Here is an 18,542-nt window from a genome sequence, read left to right as displayed (position 1 = left end):
ACTCGAACATATGTTCGAACATGGGGGGATGTCCTCCGCCACCGCTGTCGCCTCGGGCGCTCCCGCGTCCAGCGCTCCTGCCTCCAGCGCTCTTGCCTCCAGCGCTCTTGCCTCCACGGGCGAGCGCGTGCGCGAGCTGCAGGAGCGCATCCGTAGCATGCAGGCGACGAAGCTTGACACCCGCAGCATTCCCACCCATCCGGCGTTCGCGGAGCTGCTGCCCGGTGGGTCCCTCCTGGCCGGGGCGAGCTATTCCGTCGAGAACTCGCTGACCCTGCTCATGGCGCTCCTGGCCGGTCCCTCTGCCGCCGGGTCGTGGTGCGGGGTGGTTGGCATCCCCGAGTTCGGCATCGAGGCCGCGGCAGGCTTCGGGATCGATCTCGATCGCCTGGCGCTCGTGCCGCATCCGGGTGAGCACTGGCTCACGGTGGCTGCCGCGCTCGCCGACGTGCTCACCGTCGTGGTGGTGAGGCCGTCGAAGCGGGCGAGCGATGGCGCCGTGGCGAGGCTCGCCGCCCGCATCCGTCAGCGCGGGGCGACCCTGATCGTGCTCGGCACCTGGCCGCAGAGCGAGGCGATGCTGAGCCTCAGCGAGAGCCGATGGGGTGGCATAGGTTCCGGCCACGGCTATCTCGCCGAGCGGCAGGCCACGGTCACCGTGACGAGTCGTGCGGGCGGGCGTCCGCGCAGCGGGCGGCTCTGGTTGCCGGATGCCCGGCAGCAGTTCCGAGCGGAGCAATCGAGCCGTTCCCTGCTTCACCAGGTCGCAGGATGAACCGCGCCATGGTGCTGTGGTGCCCGGACTGGCCGATCACGGCCACCATGCTCCATCGCAGACTCCCCGCGGATGCCCCGGTCGCGCTGATCGACCGAGGTCTCGTCTTCGCCTGCTCGGCCGCGGCTCGCAGCGAGGGGGTTCGTCGCGGGCTGCGCGTGAGGGAGGCGCAGGCGCGCTGCACGAGGCTTCTCGTCTTCCCCTATGACGCGGCCCTCGACAGCAGGGCGTTCGAGCCCGTGCTCGCCGCGATCGAAGAGACCATGCCCGGTGTGCAGCTGGTTCGTCCAGGCAGCTGTGTGCTACGCGCGAGGGGGCCAGCGCGCTACTACGGTGGCGAGGAGGAGGCGGCGCTCTGGCTGCTCGACCGGCTCGACGGCATCCAGGTGCACGGCGCCCGGGTGGGCATCGCCGACGGTCCGTTCACCGCGGAGCGGGCGGTGCGCCAGCAGAAGCGCCAGCGCATCCAGATCGTGCCAGAGGGCGAGTCGGCCGCGTTCCTCTCGCCCCTGCCTATCGAGCACCTCGGCGACGCCAGGCTGGTCGACCTCGTGCGTCGTCTCGGCATCCGCACCCTCGGTGACTTCGCCGCCCTGGATGTCGTGTCGGTTCGTGATCGCTTTGGCGAGTCCGGCGCGTGGCTGCACGCCCTCGCCGGGGGCCGGGACAGCCGGGCGATTGTGCCGAGGAAGCCGCCCGAGCAGTTGGACAGCACGATCGAGTTCTGGCCGCCCCTGGAGCGCATCGACCAGGTGGCCTTCGGGTTTCGCGCCTCGGCTGATCGCTTCATTCAGGGGCTCGTCGAGGCGAAGCTCGTGTGCACCGCGCTGCGAGTGGAGGTGGAGTCGGAGTCCGGTGAGATCTCGGAACGCGGCTGGCTGCATCCGAGGTCCTTCACCGCGGCGGATGTCGTGGACAGGGTGCGCTGGCAGCTTCAGGGCAGCGGCGGCGACAGCGGTCTCGCCTCTGGGATCACCAGGGTGCGGGTGGTGCCCGAGAGCGTCGACGCGATCGGCAACCACGAGGAAGGCCTGTGGGGAACCGGGCAGGATGAACGCATCCACCACGGGCTCTCCCGGGTGCAGAGCATGCTCGGGCACGGGGCCGTCGTCACCGCCACGGTGGGCGGGGGCCGCCTTCTCGCCGACCGGCAGCGTGCGGCCGCCTGGGGCGATCCGCTGCTCGCCGCCCGGCCGCAGGCCAGGCCCTGGCCGGGCTCGCTTCCCGCGCCCTATCCCGCGACGGTGTTTCCCCTTCCCCGGCTGGTCTCCGTGCTGACGATCACGGGAGAGCAGCTCGGGGTGGATGCCCGCGGCACGCTCACGGGCGAGCCGGTGAGGTTCTCCCCCACCAACTCCACGAGTGACCTGCGCGCGCTCACCGCCTGGGCGGGCCCCTGGCCGCTCGAGGAGCGGTGGTGGGACTCGAAACGCACGGGCCGTGGCATGATCAACCGATTCCAGCTGGTGGATGCCGACGGCATCGCCTGGCTCCTCGTACTGCAGGATGATCGCTGGTGGGCGGAAGCCAGGTACGACTGATGGGCCCGTGCTGATGGGCCTGTGCTGATGGGCCCGTGCTGATGGGCTGGAACAATCCGCCGATCCCCTGGTCCGAACTCGAGCGCGGCCTCTCGGGACGACCTCCCCTGGCCACCTCCGCGGAGAGCGAGAGCGAGGGCCCGTGGTCGCGCAAGCGTTCGGCTTACGAGCCACTCCCCCTGCCGGAGCCTGTCTCGGGCGTCCCCTATGCGGAGCTGCACGCCCACTCGAACTTCAGCTTCCTGGATGGCGCGAGCTCCCCGGAGGAGCTGCTCGAAGAGGCGGCCAGGCTCGGCCTGCACGCGCTCGCCCTCACCGATCATGACGGCTTCTACGGCGCGGTGCGGCTGGCCGAAGCCGCGGCGAGCTATGAGCGGGTCGGCACCGTCTTCGGTGCAGAGCTCTCCCTGGGCCTCGGCGCGCCGCAGAACGGATCGGCCGATCCGGAGGGTAGTCACCTCTTGGTGCTGGCGAGACGGGAGGAGGGCTACCACCGGCTCGCGGGAGCCATCACCTCCGCGCAGCTGGCGGGCGGCGAAAAGGGGCGCCCACTCTACGACCTCGACGAGCTCTCCCGGCGAGCCGATGGCCACTGGGTCATCCTCACCGGATGCCGCAAGGGCCGGGTGCGCCAGGCCATGATCGAGGGTGGCAGACATGATGGCGGCACGGCTGCAGCGCGTGAACTCGATCGGCTCGTGGAGCGATTCGGTCGCGACAACGTGGTGGTCGAGCTCATCGATCACGGCGGCCCGCTCGACAGCAGCTACAACGACGTGCTTGCGGCCCTCGCCGTGCAGCGCGGACTTCGCATCGTCGCGACGGGCAATGTCCACTACGCGACACCCGAGCGTCGTCACCTGGCCTCCGCGCTGGCGGCGGTGCGCGCCCGCAGGAGCCTCGAGGAACTCGATGGCTGGCTGCCGGCATCCGGGGTGGCGCACCTGCGCTCCGGGGCGGAGATGGCGGCGCGCTTCGCCAGGTATCCGGGGGCCATCGAGACCACGGTCGAACTGGCGGACGAACTCGCCTTCAGACTGCGCACGGCGAGGCCGGGCCTGCCGAGACAGGAGGTGCCGGCCGGGCACACCCCCATGAGCTGGCTGCGGCACCTCGTGATGGAGGCGATCCCGACCAGGATGCCGGGCCTCGACGAGGCGGGCCGGGAACGCATCGAGCGGGAACTCGAGGTCATAGAGCAGAAGGACTTCCCCGGCTACTTCCTCATCGTGCATGACATCGTGAGGTTCGCGCGCGGCCGCGGCATCCTCTGCCAGGGGCGCGGTTCCGCCGCGAACTCCGTCGTCTGCTACCTGCTCGACATCACCGCGGTCGACCCGATCTTCTACCGACTGCCCTTCGAACGATTCCTCTCCAGCACTCGCGACGAGGAACCCGACATCGACGTCGACTTCGACTCCGACCGTCGGGAGGAGGTCATCCAGTACGTCTACGGCAGATACGGGCGCGAGAACGCCGCCCAGGTGGCCAACCTCATCCAGTACCGTCCCAAGTTCGCCGTGCGCGACATGGCCAAGGCGCTCGGCTACAGCCCCGGCCAGCAGGATGCCTGGTCGAAGCAGGTGGAGCGCTGGGGCGGCGTCGTCTCGAGCGACGACCACGACATCCCGCCGGATGTGGTGGGCCTCGCAGCACAGGTCATCAAGGCTCCCAGACACCTCGGCATCCATTCCGGCGGCATGGTGCTCACCGACCGCCCGATCGGCGAGGTCTGCCCGATCGAACACGGCCGCATGAAGGATCGCACCGTGCTGCAGTGGGACAAGGACGACTGCGCCTGGATGGGGCTCGTCAAATTCGACCTGCTCGGGCTCGGCATGCTCTCCGCGGTGCAGCACTGCTTCGACCTCGTGCGAGACGGGCTCGGCGAGGAGTGGACTCTCGATCGCATCCCCAAGGAGGAGCAGGGGGTCTACGACCAGCTCTGCCTGGCCGACGCCGTCGGGGTGTTCCAGGTCGAGAGCCGCGCCCAGATGGGCATGCTGCCCCGGCTGCAGCCGCGAGAGTTCTACCACCTCGTCGTCGAGATCGCCGTCGTGCGACCCGGGCCGATCCAGGGCGGCGCCGTACACCCCTACGTGCGGCGCAAGCGGGGTGACGAGCCGATCAGCTACCCCCATCCGCTGCTCGAAGACGTGCTCGAGCGCACGCTCGGCGTTCCCCTGTTCCAGGAGCAGCTCATGCAGATCGCGGTGGCGGTGGGTGGCTGCAGCCTCGAAGACGCGGACCTGCTGCGCCGTGCCATGGGCTCCAAGCGTGGCCAGGAGAAGATCGAGTCACTGAGGCTGCGGCTCTACGAGGGCATGGCGAGCAACGGCATCGTGGGCCGGGATGCCGACGAGATCTATGCGAGGATCCAGTCCTTCGCGAGCTTCGGCTTCGCCGAGAGCCATGCGCTCAGCTTCGCCCTGATCGTCTATGCGAGCGCCTGGCTCAAGCTGCACTATCCGGCGGCCTTTCTCGCCGCCCTCCTGCGGGCCCAACCCATGGGCTTCTACTCGCCACAGACCCTTGTGGCCGATGCGCGCAGGCACGGCGTGGAGGTGTTGCGGCCCGATATCCTTCGCTCCGGAGTGAAGGCCGGGCTTGAGGCGCTTCGCCCGGGCGAGGCCCTGCCGACGGGCGACAAGGCATGCCTGCGGCGCGAGCAGCCGCCGATCGGTCCCTTCGACCGTGGGGCACATTTCGATGCGACCGAACACAGGCGCGACGGGGCTCTCGCGGTGCGACTGGGCCTCGCCGAGGTCACCGGAATCGGTGAGAATCTTGCCGCCCGCATCGTCGCCGAGCGCGAGGTGAACGGCGGGTACGCGAGCATGGGCGAACTGGTGCGGCGCGTCGGCCTGCAGACGGCGCAGCTCGAGGCCCTCGCCACCGCCGGTGCCTTCGAATCGCTGGGCCTGTCGATGCGGGAGGCGATGTGGGCGGCGGGTGACGCGGCCCAGGACCGAGCCGAATACCTGCCGGGCAGCATGGTCTCCGTGCAGCCGCCGCTGTTCTCGATGCCCTCTGCGGTGGAACAGCTCTACTCAGACCTCTGGGCCACCGGCATCTCCCCCAGCGATCATCCGCTGCGGCACCTTCGCCTCGATCTCGACCGCCGCGGGGTGATCAGCGCGACTGGCCTCGCGAAGACCGAGCCCGGCAGAAGAGTCGAGGTCGGCGGCATCGTCACCCACCGGCAGCGACCGCAGACCGCGAGCGGCATCACCTTCATGAACCTCGAGGATGAGACGGGCCTCGTCAACGTGGTGTGCAGCGTCGGCGTGTGGTCGCGCTACCGTCGCGTGGCCAGGGATTCCGCGGCGCTCATCGTGCGCGGCATGCTGGAGCGATCCCCCGAGGGAGTCACCAACATCCTCGCCGACCGCTTCGAACCGCTCTCGGTGCCGCTGAACAGCACCTCGCGAGACTTTCGCTAGGCGCTGAGCCCCTTCTCGGCCCGGGCCAGCAGCACGCAGGTGCAGAGCCCGTCGATCGCCGCCCGCACGTCCTTCAGCGAGGCGAAGCTCGGCGCGATGCGGATGTTCGAGTCGCGAGGGTCGTCATGGTACGGGAAGGTGGCGCCCGCAGCGGTCACCGCGATGCCTGCCTGCTTCGCGAGTTCGACGGCGCGGCTGGCGCAGCCCTCTCCCGCTTCGAGGCTCACGAAGTATCCGCCGGTGGGAACCGACCACTCCGCCGCGTTCCCCAGCCGCTCGGACAGGATCTGCTGCACGGCGTCGAACCTGGGGGCGAGAATGGCGCGATGCTTCTGCATGAGCGCCCGCACGCCATCCGCACTCTTCAGGAAGCGCAGATGGCGCAGCTGGTTGAGCTTGTCCGGTCCGATCGTCTGGGCCGAGAGGTGCCCGCGCAGCCAGGCCACGTTCGCCGGCGACGCGCCGAAGAATCCGACGCCCCCGCCGGGGAAGGTGATCTTCGACGTCGAGGCGAACACCAGCGGGCGGTTCGCGTTGCCCGACTGCTCCGCGAGGCCAAGCACGTCGATCACCGGCTCCTCGTCGTCGCTCAGATGATGCACGGCGTAGGCGTTATCCCACATCAGGCGGAAATCTGGTGCCGCGGTCTGCATCGAGACGAGCTGGCGCACCTCGTCCTCGCTATAGGTCACACCGGTGGGGTTTGAGTACATCGGAACACACCACATGCCCCGGATGCTCGCGTCGGAACCGGCGAGTTCGGCGATGGTCTCGAGGTCGAGGCGTCCGTTCACGAACGGGACCGGGATCATCCGGATGCCGAGCGCCTCGCAGATGGTGAAGTGGCGGTCGTACCCGGGCACGGGACACAGGAAGGCCACGTCGCGCCACGGCCCATCGCCATCCGGCACGCCGTGCAGCACCGCGTTCGCGAGCACGTCGTACATGATCGGCAGGCTCGTCGTGTTGGGTGCGATGAGCTGGTCGACCGTGATCTTCAGTAGCTCACCGAAGAGGGCGCGTAGCTCGGGCAACCCGTCGAGTCCGCCGTAGTTGCGCAGGTCGGTACCGGAGGCGTCCCGGAAGTCGCCCTCACCGGGCAGGGACAGCAGCGCGTTCGAGAGGTCGAGCTGTTCGGGCGACGGCTTGCCGCGCGTGAGGTCGAGGGTCAGCTTCTTGGCCTGGAGTTCTCGGTAGCTCTGCTCGAGCGTGGTGTCGGTCACGCGCTTAACGTTACCGGCCAGAACCCGCTCGTTTGCGCAGCAGATCGATCCTCGCCTGCAATTGCGTGACGCTCGCCTGGGCCACCGCGGGTCCCCCGCAGATGCGCCGCAGTTCCGCGTGGATGAGCGCGTGTGGTTCGCCGCTCAGCTTCGCTCGCATGCCCACGAGACTGTTGAGCAGGGTGCGCTGCTCCTTGAGCGTGCGGTACAGCGGAGGAGGCGGCTCCTCGCCCGCCGCGATGCGCGCTCGCCTGCGATCCTCGCTGCGACGGGACTGCCTCGCCTGCCGCGCCTTGAGGATCTCGCTCACCTGCTCGGGTTCGAGCAGGCCGGGAATACCGATGAAGTCCTCCTCCTCGAGGCTCCCGGGCTCGGCACTGAAGCCGAATTCGGTTCCCTCGTAGAGCACCCGGTCGAAGTTCGCCTGCGATTCGAGGGCCTTGAAATCGAACTCGTAGAGGTTCTCGGCCGACGCCGACTCGGAGCTGTTCGCCTCGGCGACGAGGTCGTCGTCGACGGCGAGCAGCAGGTCACCCGTGTCCCGATCGAGAGCATGGTCACGCTCGAGCTCCATCTGGCTGGCGAGGGCAAGGATGCTCGGCACGCTCGGCACGAAGATCGATGCGGTCTCGCCGCGCCGCCTGGTGCGCACGAAGCGCCCGATGGCCTGGGCGAAGTAGAGCGGTGTCGACGCGGAGGTCGCGTACACCCCCACGCCGAGCCTCGGGATGTCGACGCCCTCGGAGACCATGCGCACGGCGACAATCCAGCGCTCGCTCGACTTGGAGAAGGTCGCGATCCGATCGCTCGCCGCCTTTTCGTCCGAGAGCACGACGGTGGGCTCTCGACCGGTGATCGACTTGAGGATGCCCGCGTACGCGCGCGCGGCGAAGTGATCGGTCGCAATGACGAGGCCGCCGGCATCCGGAACGGCGTTGCGCACCTCGCTCAGTCGACGGTCCGCGGCGCGCAGCACCGACGGCATCCACTCGCCCTCGGGGTCGAGAGCGGTGCGCCACGCCTGCGCGGTGACGTCCTTCGTGTCGCCTTCGCCGAGGCTCGCCTCCATCTCGTCGCCCGTGCGGGTGCGCCAGCGCATCTTGCCCGCGTAGGCCATGAACATCACCGGGCGCACGACGCCGTCCTTGAGCGCCCTGCCGTAGCCATAAGAATAGTCGGCGTGCGAGGTGCGGATGCCGTGCTCATCCGGGTAGTAGGTCACGAAGGGAATCGGCGAGGTGTCGGAGCGGAACGGTGTGCCGGTCAGCGAGAGGCGCCTCGCCGCCGGCTCGAACGCCTCCCGAATCGCGTCGCCCCAGCTGAGCGCGTCGCCGCCGTGGTGCACCTCATCGAGGATCACGAGGCTGCGAGCACCCTCGGTGAGCTTGCGGTGCACGGCGGGGCGCGTGGCGACCTGCGCGTAGCTCACGGCGACGCCGTGATAGTGCCTGGCCTGCCTGCCGTGACTGTTCTTGAAGCCGGGATCCAGCCGGATGCCCACCCGGTGAGCCGCGTCGGCCCACTGCCGCTTGAGGTGCTCCGTCGGCGCAACCACGGTGATGCGATCGATGGTCTTGCGGGCGAGGAGTTCCGCGGCGAGCCTGAGCGCGAAGGTCGTCTTGCCTGCGCCGGGCGTTGCCGCGGCGAGAAAGTCCCGCGGTTCCCTCTCGAAGTAGGCGTCGAGCGCCTCCTCCTGCCAGGCTCGCAGCTTGTCTGCGGTTCCCCTGGCCGCGCGCTCCGGGAAGGCCGGAGAGAGATGCTCGGCTGCCGAGGTGCCGACCTGGTGGCCGAAGGGAAGCGGAGTACTCACTTGAGAAGACATTACCCGTCCACACCGACATGCTCCTGTTCGCCGGGTTGGCACCTCACCGCAGCTTGATGCATCGTTGACTGCATGACACAGCAACACCCGTGGTCTCGCTACGTCGCCATCGGAGATTCCTTCACCGAGGGCATCGGTGACCCCGAGCCGAAGAGCCCCGGCGGCTATCGCGGCTGGGCCGACCGCGTGGCCGAGGTGTTGGGCGAAGGCACGGACGATTTCGCCTACGCGAACCTCGCCATCCGTGGTCGGCTGCTGCAGCAGATCCTCGACGAGCAGATGGAGCCGGCCATCGAGTTGCGGCCAGACCTCATCACGATCTCGGCGGGCGGCAACGACATCATCAGGCCCAACACCGATCCGGATGACGTCGCCGAGCGGCTGGAGACGGGCCTCGCACGGCTCCGTTCAGACGGCGCAACCGTCGTGCTGTTCAACGGTCCGGATATCGGTATGACGCCGGTGCTCGGTCGTGTGCGCGGCAAGGTCGCGATCTACAACGAGAACCTGCGCGCGATCGCAGCTCGACACGACCTGGTCGTGGCCGACATGTGGGCCCTGCGTGAGCTCAAGGATCCACGGATGTGGGCACCGGACCGCCTGCACTTCTCCCCCATCGGCCACAACACGATCGCGAGGATGGTGCTCAACGCGCTGGGCGTCGAGAACGCGCTCGAACCGTATTCACCGGAGCCGCTGCCGCCGAGACCGTGGCGTCAAGCGAGGGTCGAAGACATCGGCTGGGCGCGCGAATACCTCGTGCCGTGGGTGATTAGGCGAATCCGCCACCAGTCTTCGGGCGACGGAATCAGCCCGAAACGTCCCGGTGAGGGTGACGCGTGGGGCGCCGGGCGCTGAGGCGCTAGCGCTCGCGCACTAGCGCTCGCGCACTAGCGCTCGGGGCCTTGCGCTCGGGGCCTAGCGACCGAACTGCGTCGCCGCGGGGCAATCGAAGGGGTCGCCGCCGGCGGACAGCCCGACCCGGTTGAGGTACTGCACGACCAGACCGTACGACTGCGTGAGCGTGGTCTCGGTGTAGAGAACCTTGTGCGTTGCGCAGTACTCCTTGGCGATCTGCTGCGCCTTCGAGAGATGCGGCCTCGGCATGTTCGGGAACAGGTGGTGCTCGATCTGGTAGTTGAGTCCGCCCATGAAGGTGTCCATCAGCCAGTTGCCCTTGATGTTGCGCGAGGTGAGAACCTGGCGGCGAAGGAAGTCGACCTTGCTGTCGTGGGCGAGGATCGGCATCCCCTTATGGTTCGGTGCGAACGTCGCGCCCATGTAGACGCCGAAGACCGCGACCTGCACGCCGATGAAGGCGAACGCCATACCGAGCGGCAGGAACAGGAAGATCACGGCGAGGTAGGCGCTGATGCGTGTGAGGAGCATTGTGATCTCGAGCCAGCGCTTGTCGACCTTGCCGCTGCCGAAGACGGTCTTGAACCCGAGGATGTGCAGGTTGATGCCCTCGAGCATGAGCGCCGGGAAGAAGAGGTAACCCTGGCGCTTGGTGGCCCAGGCGTATAGGCCCCGCGCCCTGGCGGCGTCCTCCGGAGTGAACGAGACGAAGTCGCGCTCGATGTCGGGATCCTTGCCGAGGATGTTCGGGTTCGCGTGGTGCCTCGAGTGCTTCGTCATCCACCACGAGTAGCTGATGCCGACGAAGAGATTGGCGAGCATGCGGCCCGCGAGATCGTTGGCCTTGCCGGAGGTGAACACCTGCCGATGGGCCGCCTCATGGGCGAGGAACGCGAACTGGGTGAGGATGATGCCGAGCGCGCCCGCGATGAGCAGCTGGTACCAGCTGTCGCCCAGCAGCACGAAGCCGGTGATAGCGCCGACGAGCGCGAGGCACAGGATGCTGAAGGTCGTCAGGTAGAAGCCGGTCCTGCGCCGCAGCAGCCCCGCGTCGCGCACCGTGCGCAGCAGTGCGGAGTATTCGGTAGTGGGATTGACCGAGTTGCCGCCCGGGCGCGTTCGCGTGAGAGTGATAACGGGAGCGGCAGAATCAGCCACGGTGCCTCGATTCGGAGGGTGACTTCCCAGCCGAAGATATGAAGCGGACGCTCCTGGATAGTGCAGACTCTACCGACGCTGGCTGTGAATGGCGTGAAGGTTATACGTTTTCTGTACACATTCCTGAAAAGGAATGTTAACCCAGCAGAGCGACCGGATTGCCAAGCCGCCACAGGGCGCCGGGGTCGTCAAGGCCCTTGTCGAGCTTCAGCGGCACCGAGATCTTCTTGCCCCGCACCGAGAAATCGACCGACCCCACGGTCGCTCCGGCACGGGTGAGCGAGATCGGTTCGCTGGTCACGGTGGCCGTGATCGGCGTATTGGCCCAGACGAGCACAGAGCGACTCGCGCTCGCGATCGCGCGGACCTTCGTCTTCCACGCTGTCGAGTAGGAGGCGAAGCTCTGGCCCTTCTTCGACAGCGACACGTCGTGGAATCCCCTTTTCGCTGTCGCGATCAGAGAGCGCACCGCGGTATCGAGAGACGGATGATCGGCGCCGCCGAGCGCGACACCCACCATCGTGACCCTGTGGCTCCCCACGGTGAACTCCGTCGAGAAGAGCAGGCAGGCTCCTGCCGCGTCGAGCGTTCCCGTCTTGATGCCGTCCACGCCGCCGTGTCCCAGGAGCCGGTTGGAGTTCTTGATGTCGCCGACCCCCGGCACGGAGACGCTCTTGGTCGCGACGATCATGGCAACGACCGGGTCAGCCAGCGCCAGCTTGCCGAGTGTCACCAGGTCGGCTGCGGTGCTGCGATTGCCGGGGTTCATGCCCGAGCTGTCGAGGAGTGTCGTGTCGTTCATGCCGTGTGCCGTGAGCCAGGCCGCCGCGGCGTCGAGGAATTTCTCCTGCGATCCGAACGCCCAGGTCGAATACGACTCGGCGTAGTTGTTGGCCGAGGCGATGAGCATCACCTCGTTCACCTGCAACTGACTGAGCACCATTCCGGCCCGCACCGGCTTGGTGGTGCCGTCTCGGTCACGGTATGCCTTGACGAGGGCGGCATCCTGTTCGGTGAACTGGATCGCCGGCCCGGAGTCGCCGAGCGCGAGCGGCCTGACGCTCAGCACCACGAGGCTCGTGATGACCTTGGTGATGCTGGCGATCGATCGCGGCTGTGTGCTTCCACTCGCGGCGAGCGTGCCGGGAAATCCGACGGCCCCGATCGCACTCGCTGCGACGCCGGGCCAGCTGAGCTGCGCGGCGGGCTGCGTCTCCGAGCCGGAGTGCTGCACCTCGGCCGCGACGGGTGCGATGGGCGCGAGCAGCGTCAGCGGCAGGTAGATCCCGGTCGCGAGCAGCACCGTGACGCCCGCGACGGCAGTGACCCGTCTCAGGGCATACTTCAGTCGTGGTCGCGGCTTCACGAGCCCATGATAGGCGGGCGCCGCGCGGCCTATCGCACGCGCAACGCCCAGAGCGCCACCGCGCTTGCCGACGCCACATTGAGCGAGTCCACCCCGTGCAGCATCGGAATGGTCACCACGGTGTCGGCACCATCGAGCGCTCGGCGCGTCAGCCCGTCACCCTCGGTGCCGAAGAGAATCGCGAGTTTCTCCGGCGGATGCTCGGCGAACTCGTCGAGACCGACCGCGTCATCCGATAGCGCCAATGCCGCGAGGTGGAGGCCCTCTGCCCTGAGGATGTCCGCGCCCTCCGGCCAGTCGGGCAGCCTCGTCCACGGCACCTGGAGCACCGTGCCCATGCTCACGCGCACGCTGCGGCGATACAGCGGATCCGCGCAACGCGGGGTGATGAGCACGGCATCGGCACCGAGGCCAGCGACGGCGCGGAAGATTGCGCCGACGTTGGTGTGGTCGACGATGTCCTCAAGCACGACGATGCGCCTGGCACCCGCGATCAGGGTCTCCACTGGGGCGAGCGTGGGGCGATGCATTGCGGCCAGCGCGCCACGGTGCAGGTTGAATCCGGTGAGCGACTCGAGCAGCTCCGGCGGTCCCACGTACACCGGCACGTCGTGGTCGGCGAGCAGGCGCTCCATGTCTGGTAGCCACTGCTCGAGCACAAGCACCGAGCGTGGGCGGTGCCCGGCGGCCAGGGCGCGGGAAATCACCTTGCTCGACTCCGCGATGTACAGGCCGCCTGCAGGCTCCGAGAGTCGCCGCAGCACCACGTCGGTGAGCTGGGAATAGTCGGCCAGGCCCTCATCGTTGAGATCTGTGATGCGGATGACCTGCACGAACACTCCCCTTCTCACTGGCCTGTCGGCTGCGGCGGCGACTCACGCTGCCAGCATTCGGAAACATAGCGGAAAACTGGAGTGTCTAGTGTGTGAGTCAGGCCGTGGTCGAGGAAGGGACGGATGGTGACGATGGAATTCGCCTCGAACGTCGTTTCCGCGCTGCCGGCATCCCAGTCGGCCGCTCTCGATGTCGCCGTAGAGTTGCTCGACGGCCGCACGACCGCGGTACTGACCGGCGCGGGCGTCAGCACCGATTCCGGCATTCCCGACTATCGCGGCGAGGGCGCACCGGTGCGCACTCCGATGACCTTTGCACAGTTCCTCTCCGGCCCCGAGTTCCGCCAGCGCTATTGGGCGGGCAGCCACCTCGGCTGGAAGCGCTTCGACGGCGCCGCGCCGAACGCGGGGCATCGCGCGCTGGTCAGGCTCGAAGAACGGGGCATCACGAACGGCGTCATCACGCAGAACGTCGACGGACTCCACCTGCGGGCTGGCTCGCAGCACGTCGTCGACCTCCACGGCACCATGGATACGGTGCACTGCCTGAACTGCGGGCAGGTCTTCGCACGCACGGACATCGCGAAGCGCATCGCCGCCTCCAACTCCTGGCTCGACGAGCCCGATTCGGTCGAGCTGGGCCCGGATGGCGACGTCGCGATCGCGCGCACCGCGGAGTTCGTCGTGCCCGAGTGCTCCGTCTGCGGCGGGATACTGAAGCCGAACGTGGTGTTCTTCGGCGAATTCGTGCCCACGGAGAAGTTTCACGAGGCGCTCTCGCTCGTGCAGGCGGCGGACGCGCTCCTCATCGCGGGCTCATCCCTCGCTGTCAATTCAGGCGTCCGGCTGCTCGATCGTGCGGCGAAGCGCCGCATCCCGATCGTGATCGTGAACCGTGGCGTCACCAAGGGCGACGCGCGAGCCGACGTTAAGCTGGATGCGGGTACCTCCGAGGTGTTCACCGCGATGGTGGAGCGGCTCGCTCCTTGATCTAGCCGCCCGCGTGGTGGGCCGCCCATGGCCACGAGTGCGAAGGACGGCAGCGATGACTTTTCTCTACCTCGTTCGGCACGGCGAGACCGACTGGAATCGCCAGCGGCGCATCCAGGGCAGCACCGACATCCCGCTCAATGCGACGGGGCGCCTCCAGGCCGAGCGCACCGGCAGGCTTCTGGCCCGCAGGTACTGGGACGGCATCTTCAGCAGTCCGCTCTCGCGCGCCTACGAGACGGCCGCGATCATTGCGGACGAACTCGGTCTGGGCGAACCGACCAGATTCGATGAGATCGTTGAGCGGGCCTATGGGGATGCCGAGGGACTCAACCACGAGGAACTGTCCCGGCTGTATCCCAGGGGCTCGTCGGTGCCCGGCCGCGAGAGCAGGGAGGATGTCGCCGCGCGCGTCGTGCCGGCTCTCGTGCGCCTCGCCGAGGAGCACCCGCGCCAGCACCTCATCGTCACCACCCACGGCGGGGTGATCCGCAGCGTCCTCAACACCATCGCGCCCGGTTCCCCCACTCATCGCGGTGTGCCGATCAGCAACGGATCCATCCACAGCTTCCGGCTGCGGGATGGCGAACTCGAACTGGTCGCCTTCGACGACCCGATCGAAGAGGCATCCGTGGAGCCGGGCTCCGCCGACCTCTCCGAGCAGAACGCGCTGGAACAGCGAGAGTCTGCGGAGGGCTAGCCCCCGATCGCCTCGCGCGGCACCGCGGATGAGCCCCGGTCGTGCTCGCTCGTGAGCGAGCTCAGCAGGGAGTAAAGGGTGCGAGCACCCACGTCCCAGTTGAACACCGCGCCCTGCTCGCGCGCGAGCGCTGTCAATCGGTTCCAGTCCTCGGCATTGTCGATTGCGAGCACGGCATCCGCGAAGGCGCGTGGGTCCTCCTGGTCGAAGAAGGTGGCGGCGTTTCCGCCCACCTCACGGAACACTGGGATGTCGCTGATCACGAGTGGCGTGCCGACGATCAGCGCCTCGATCAGCGGGATGCCGAAGCCCTCGTCGCGGCACGCCGAGACCATGGCGACCGCGTCGCGCAGCCGCTCCTGGTACTGCTCGTCTGTCACGCCGTTCTCGAAGACGATCGACCCCTCCGGGGCCAGGGCGCTCAGGCGTTCCCGCGCCTCGTCGCTGATGCGGCTGAGCAGGTGCAGCGTGTAGCCCGGCAGAAAGTGCATGCCCTTCGCGAGGGTCTCGACGTTCTTATTGGGCATGAAGGTGCCCATGTACACAAGCATCTTGGAGTCAGGATGGCTGCGCACCGGCGCTCCGACATCGGGCACGCCCGGCCGGATCACGGTGATCGGGCGCTTGGTGAGCTTCGCCTCCGCCATCTCGCGTTCGCAATTGTATGAACCGGTGACCACGGCGTCGCCCCGGTTGAGCGTGATGCGCTGCGGCCAGTAGAACAGGTGATACGCCCACCAGCCCCCCCGAATGGCCCAGTTGAACTCCCGGGGTGGGGTGCGGGTGCGGTAGAACACCATGTCGTGCAGCGTCAACACGAGCTTGAAGCGACGGCCCACCGAACCGATCGTCTGCATGGGGCTGAAGACGACATCCGGATGCTCGCGGTTGAGCGTGAGCAGCGGGATCCAGGGCTCGAGCAGGCTCGTTCCCGGGCGTGACTTGATCCACGGCAGGTCGGGCAGCATCTTCAGCTGCCGAGTGTCGCTGATCAGCATCGTCACGGGATGCAGCCTGGAGAATGCCTCGACGAGTCCCGCGGTGTAGCGACTTATTCCGTCGTGCCGCTCGAATCGGGTGTAGCGGCAGTCGAAGATGACTTTCACCGCTCGCTGGGCTCCGCCAGGAATTCGCGGATCGCGTCTGCGGCAAGCGCGGGCACCTCATAGTGGATGAGGTGGCCGACCCCCTGCAGCACCGTGAGGCTCGCGTGCGGGAAGAGTTTCTCCAGTTCGAACTGGGCGGATACCGGCGTGATGTCGTCCAGTTCGGCCGCGACGAGGAGCGTCGGAACCTCGATCGCGGCGGCGAAATCGCTCACGTCGGCGCTGATCGACGCCTCGAAGGCCTCGACCACGACATCCCTGCTGGCGAAGCGGTTGAAGTAGGTGTGGTGCTCGGCGTGGATCCAGCGGCGGAGCGCTCTGTCTTTCGTCTTGGCGAGCGTCACACTCATGAAGTGCACGATGAGCCAGCGCTTGAGCAGGAAGCTGCCGACCTTTTCCGGCAGTCTGCCGGCGAGCCGGTAGTAGAGCACCGTGAGCTTGGTGGCGAGCGGCTTCGGGCCATCGAGACCCGAGATCGCGATCGGGTTGATCAGGATGAGCCGCGGCGTATCGAGACCGAGCACGATCGCCTGCGAGGAGATGATCGAGCCAAATGAGTGCCCGAGCGCCACGGCATTGCCGCTGAGCCCCAGCGCGTCGAAGAAGGCGATGAGCCAGCGGGCGTAGCCCTCGATGCTGTGTGGCACCTCTGTCAGCGGCGTGGACTCACCGAAGCCCGGAAGGTCGGGGCTGATCCAGCGCACTCCCGGCAACTGAGCGATCACGGGCTCGAGTCCGTGATGCTCACCCCGATAGCCGTGCGAGACCACCACGGTCGTCGCGGCGTGCGGATCGCCATAGATCCAGTACCGGGTTGTGCTTCCGAGCACGGACACCTCGTGTCGCTCGACGGGGATGTCAGCGAGCAGGGCAGCGAAGGGAGATTCGACGATCATTTGTGCCAAGTCTACGGATGTCGCACAGCACAAGCGCTTGCACAGCCCATCTAGACTCGAAGAAGTCCAAGTGCGACCAGGAAACGCCCCGAGAGGAGTGCCGTGAGCTTCACCGCACCCATTCAACTGCCCGGTTTGACGCTCGATCCCCGGTGGTACAGGCGATCGGTGTTCTACGAGGTCATGGTGCGCTCGTTCGTCGACAGTAACGGCGACGGGGCCGGTGACATCCAGGGACTCATCTCCCGGCTTGACTACCTGCAGTGGCTCGGCATCGATGCGCTCTGGTTGCCGCCGTTCTTCCAGTCACCGCTGCGCGATGGCGGATACGACGTCTCGGACTTCCACTCGATCCTGCCCGAGTTCGGCACGCTCGACGAGTTCAAAGACCTCGTCACCAAGGCCCACGAGCGCAACATGCGCATCATCATCGACTACCCGCTCAACCACACCTCGGACCAGCACGAGTGGTTTCAGCAGTCGCGCACCGACCCCGAGGGACCGTACGGCGATTTCTATGTCTGGAGCGGCACGGACGAGAAGTATCCGAACATCCGCATCATCTTCGTCGACACCGAGGAATCGAACTGGGCGTTCGACTCGGTGCGCCGCCAGTTCTACTTTCACCGCTTCTTCTCTCACCAGCCCGACCTGAACTTCGAGAACCCTGCGGTGCGGGAGGCAGTGGCCGAGGTCATCCGCTACTGGATGGATCTCGGCGTCGACGGCATGCGGCTCGACGCGATCCCCTACCTCTTCGAGTCGGAGGACGGCAACGGCGAGGGGGAACCGCCGACGCACGACTTCATCAAGGGACTGCGCGAGATGGTGGACCGGGACTACCCCGGTCGCATCCTCGTCGCCGAGGCAAACCAGTGGCCCCGCGAGGTCGCCGCGTTCTTCGGAACCGAAGAGGAGCCGGAGTGCCACATGGCGTTCGACTTCCCCGTCATGCCGCGCATCTTCTACTCCCTGCGGTCGCAGCAGGCCGGCGAACTCGTGCGCGTGCTCTCCGAGACTACGGACATTCCGGAGGGCGCGGGCTGGGGCGTCTTCCTACGTAACCACGACGAGCTGACGCTCGAGATGGTCTCCGAGGAATACCGACAGGCCATGTACGGCTGGTACGCCTACGACCCGCGGATGCGCTCGAACATCGGCATTCGGCGCAGGCTCGCTCCCCTGCTCGACAACTCGAGGGCAGAGCTCGAACTGGCGCACGCCCTGCTGTTCTCGCTCCCCGGCAGCCCGTTCCTCTACTACGGCGACGAGATCGGGATGGGCGACAACATCTGGCTGCCCGACCGCGACAGCTCGCGCACCCCGATGCAATGGACACCCGACCGCAATGCAGGCTTCTCGTCCGCAGACCCGGGCAAGCTCTACCTGCCCGTCGTGCAGTCCCTCGTCTACAACTACACGCTCATCAACGTCGAGTCCCAGCTCGCCCAGTCGCGCTCGCTGCTGCACTGGGTGCGCAACGTGATCCATGTGCGCAAGGCGCATCCGACCTTCGGTCTCGGCAGCCTCACGGTGCTCGAGACCGATCACGAGTCAGTGCTCGCGTTCGTGCGCTCCTACGCCGGTTCCGGCACCCAGTTCGGGGACTCGAGCGAGGACGTGCTCTGCGTGTTCAGCTTCGCGCACAATCCCGTCTCCGCCACCATCCGGGCGGAACAGTTCGCGGGTTCAGCGCTCTTCGACCTGTTCGGCGGCAGCGAATTTCCCTCCTTCGGTGACGACGGATCGCTCACTCTCACCCTCGGCACGCAGAGCTTCTATTGGCTGCACATCGGGACGCCAAGCACTGTCGGTGGTCGCCCCTAGGCTT

Annotated in this window: 14 protein-coding genes; 7 read left to right on the top strand and 7 right to left on the bottom strand. The window is 67.4% G+C overall.

All coding sequences use genetic code 11. The features are described from left to right. Positions 1–28 precede the first annotated feature (28 nt). Genes ABUA37_RS05450 through ABUA37_RS05440 form a run of 3 tightly spaced genes read left to right on the top strand, consistent with a single transcriptional unit; the run spans position 29 to position 5,759 of the window. Positions 29–775, top strand: coding sequence for a hypothetical protein (locus ABUA37_RS05450; protein WP_349898116.1), 747 nt, complete (start codon positions 29–31; stop codon positions 773–775). After that, positions 772–2,316, top strand: coding sequence for a DNA polymerase Y family protein (locus ABUA37_RS05445; protein ID WP_349898115.1), 1,545 nt, complete (start codon positions 772–774; stop codon positions 2,314–2,316). The genes ABUA37_RS05450 and ABUA37_RS05445 overlap by 4 nt, the downstream gene beginning before the upstream one ends. Positions 2,317–2,357: 41 nt before the next feature. After that, positions 2,358–5,759, top strand: coding sequence for an error-prone DNA polymerase (locus ABUA37_RS05440; RefSeq protein WP_349898114.1), 3,402 nt, complete (start codon positions 2,358–2,360; stop codon positions 5,757–5,759). On the opposite strand, the gene ABUA37_RS05435 is transcribed toward ABUA37_RS05440, so the two are convergent. Both ABUA37_RS05435 and ABUA37_RS05430 read right to left on the bottom strand, forming a co-directional pair. Then, a complete protein-coding gene (locus ABUA37_RS05435; protein WP_349898113.1) occupies positions 5,756–6,982 on the bottom strand; it encodes an aminotransferase class I/II-fold pyridoxal phosphate-dependent enzyme in 1,227 nt (408 codons plus the stop codon). The genes ABUA37_RS05440 and ABUA37_RS05435 overlap by 4 nt on opposite strands. Positions 6,983–6,992: 10 nt before the next feature. Further along, positions 6,993–8,804, bottom strand: coding sequence for a DEAD/DEAH box helicase (locus ABUA37_RS05430; protein WP_349898112.1), 1,812 nt, complete (start codon positions 8,802–8,804; stop codon positions 6,993–6,995). A gap of 72 nt (positions 8,805–8,876) precedes the next feature. Here ABUA37_RS05430 and ABUA37_RS05425 point away from each other — a divergent pair, with 72 nt between their 5' ends. Continuing rightward, complete coding sequence (locus tag ABUA37_RS05425; protein WP_349898111.1) at positions 8,877–9,662, top strand: SGNH/GDSL hydrolase family protein; 786 nt, start codon at positions 8,877–8,879, stop codon at positions 9,660–9,662. A gap of 60 nt (positions 9,663–9,722) precedes the next feature. Here ABUA37_RS05425 and ABUA37_RS05420 read toward each other — a convergent pair whose 3' ends face one another. The 3 genes from ABUA37_RS05420 to ABUA37_RS05410 all read right to left on the bottom strand — a co-directional run bounded on the left by ABUA37_RS05420 (position 9,723) and on the right by ABUA37_RS05410 (position 13,019). Further along, complete coding sequence (locus ABUA37_RS05420) at positions 9,723–10,820, bottom strand: fatty acid desaturase family protein (RefSeq protein WP_349898110.1); 1,098 nt, start codon at positions 10,818–10,820, stop codon at positions 9,723–9,725. A 136-nt stretch (positions 10,821–10,956) separates the two neighbouring features. Continuing rightward, entirely contained in the window at positions 10,957–12,186 is a 1,230-nt protein-coding gene (locus ABUA37_RS05415; protein ID WP_349898109.1) for a D-alanyl-D-alanine carboxypeptidase family protein, read from the bottom strand. A 29-nt stretch (positions 12,187–12,215) separates the two neighbouring features. Beyond that, positions 12,216–13,019, bottom strand: coding sequence for a TrmH family RNA methyltransferase (locus ABUA37_RS05410; RefSeq protein WP_349898108.1), 804 nt, complete (start codon positions 13,017–13,019; stop codon positions 12,216–12,218). Between the two features lie 132 nt (positions 13,020–13,151). Here ABUA37_RS05410 and ABUA37_RS05405 point away from each other — a divergent pair, with 132 nt between their 5' ends. Further along, the gene (locus tag ABUA37_RS05405) at positions 13,152–14,009 is read left to right on the top strand and encodes a Sir2 family NAD-dependent protein deacetylase (RefSeq protein WP_349898633.1); all 858 of its coding nucleotides are present in this window, start codon (positions 13,152–13,154) and stop codon (positions 14,007–14,009) included. Positions 14,010–14,064: 55 nt separating this feature from the next. After that, the gene (locus tag ABUA37_RS05400) at positions 14,065–14,709 is read left to right on the top strand and encodes a histidine phosphatase family protein (protein WP_349898107.1); all 645 of its coding nucleotides are present in this window, start codon (positions 14,065–14,067) and stop codon (positions 14,707–14,709) included. Here ABUA37_RS05400 and ABUA37_RS05395 read toward each other — a convergent pair. Together ABUA37_RS05395 and ABUA37_RS05390 are read right to left on the bottom strand one after the other, a co-directional pair. Beyond that, positions 14,706–15,815 carry a glycosyltransferase gene (locus ABUA37_RS05395; RefSeq protein WP_349898106.1) on the bottom strand — a complete coding sequence of 370 codons (1,110 nt, stop codon included), beginning with the start codon at positions 15,813–15,815 and terminating at the stop codon, positions 14,706–14,708. The two genes, ABUA37_RS05400 and ABUA37_RS05395, sit on opposite strands and share 4 nt — an antisense overlap. Next, complete coding sequence (locus ABUA37_RS05390) at positions 15,812–16,711, bottom strand: alpha/beta fold hydrolase (RefSeq protein WP_349898105.1); 900 nt, start codon at positions 16,709–16,711, stop codon at positions 15,812–15,814. Before ABUA37_RS05390 ends, ABUA37_RS05395 begins: the two co-directional genes overlap by 4 nt. A gap of 102 nt (positions 16,712–16,813) precedes the next feature. Between ABUA37_RS05390 and treS the strand changes: the two genes are divergently transcribed. Beyond that, positions 16,814–18,538, top strand: a complete 1,725-nt coding sequence (treS, locus tag ABUA37_RS05385) for a maltose alpha-D-glucosyltransferase (protein WP_349898104.1) — start codon at positions 16,814–16,816, stop codon at positions 18,536–18,538. The last annotated feature ends 4 nt before the right edge of the window (positions 18,539–18,542 follow it).

It is taken from the genome of Parafrigoribacterium soli, from assembly GCF_040227235.1.
Classification (GTDB): domain Bacteria; phylum Actinomycetota; class Actinomycetes; order Actinomycetales; family Microbacteriaceae; genus Parafrigoribacterium_A; species Parafrigoribacterium_A soli.
Note: the sequence above shows the minus strand (reverse complement) of the source record. Positions and strands in the feature narration are given on the sequence as shown.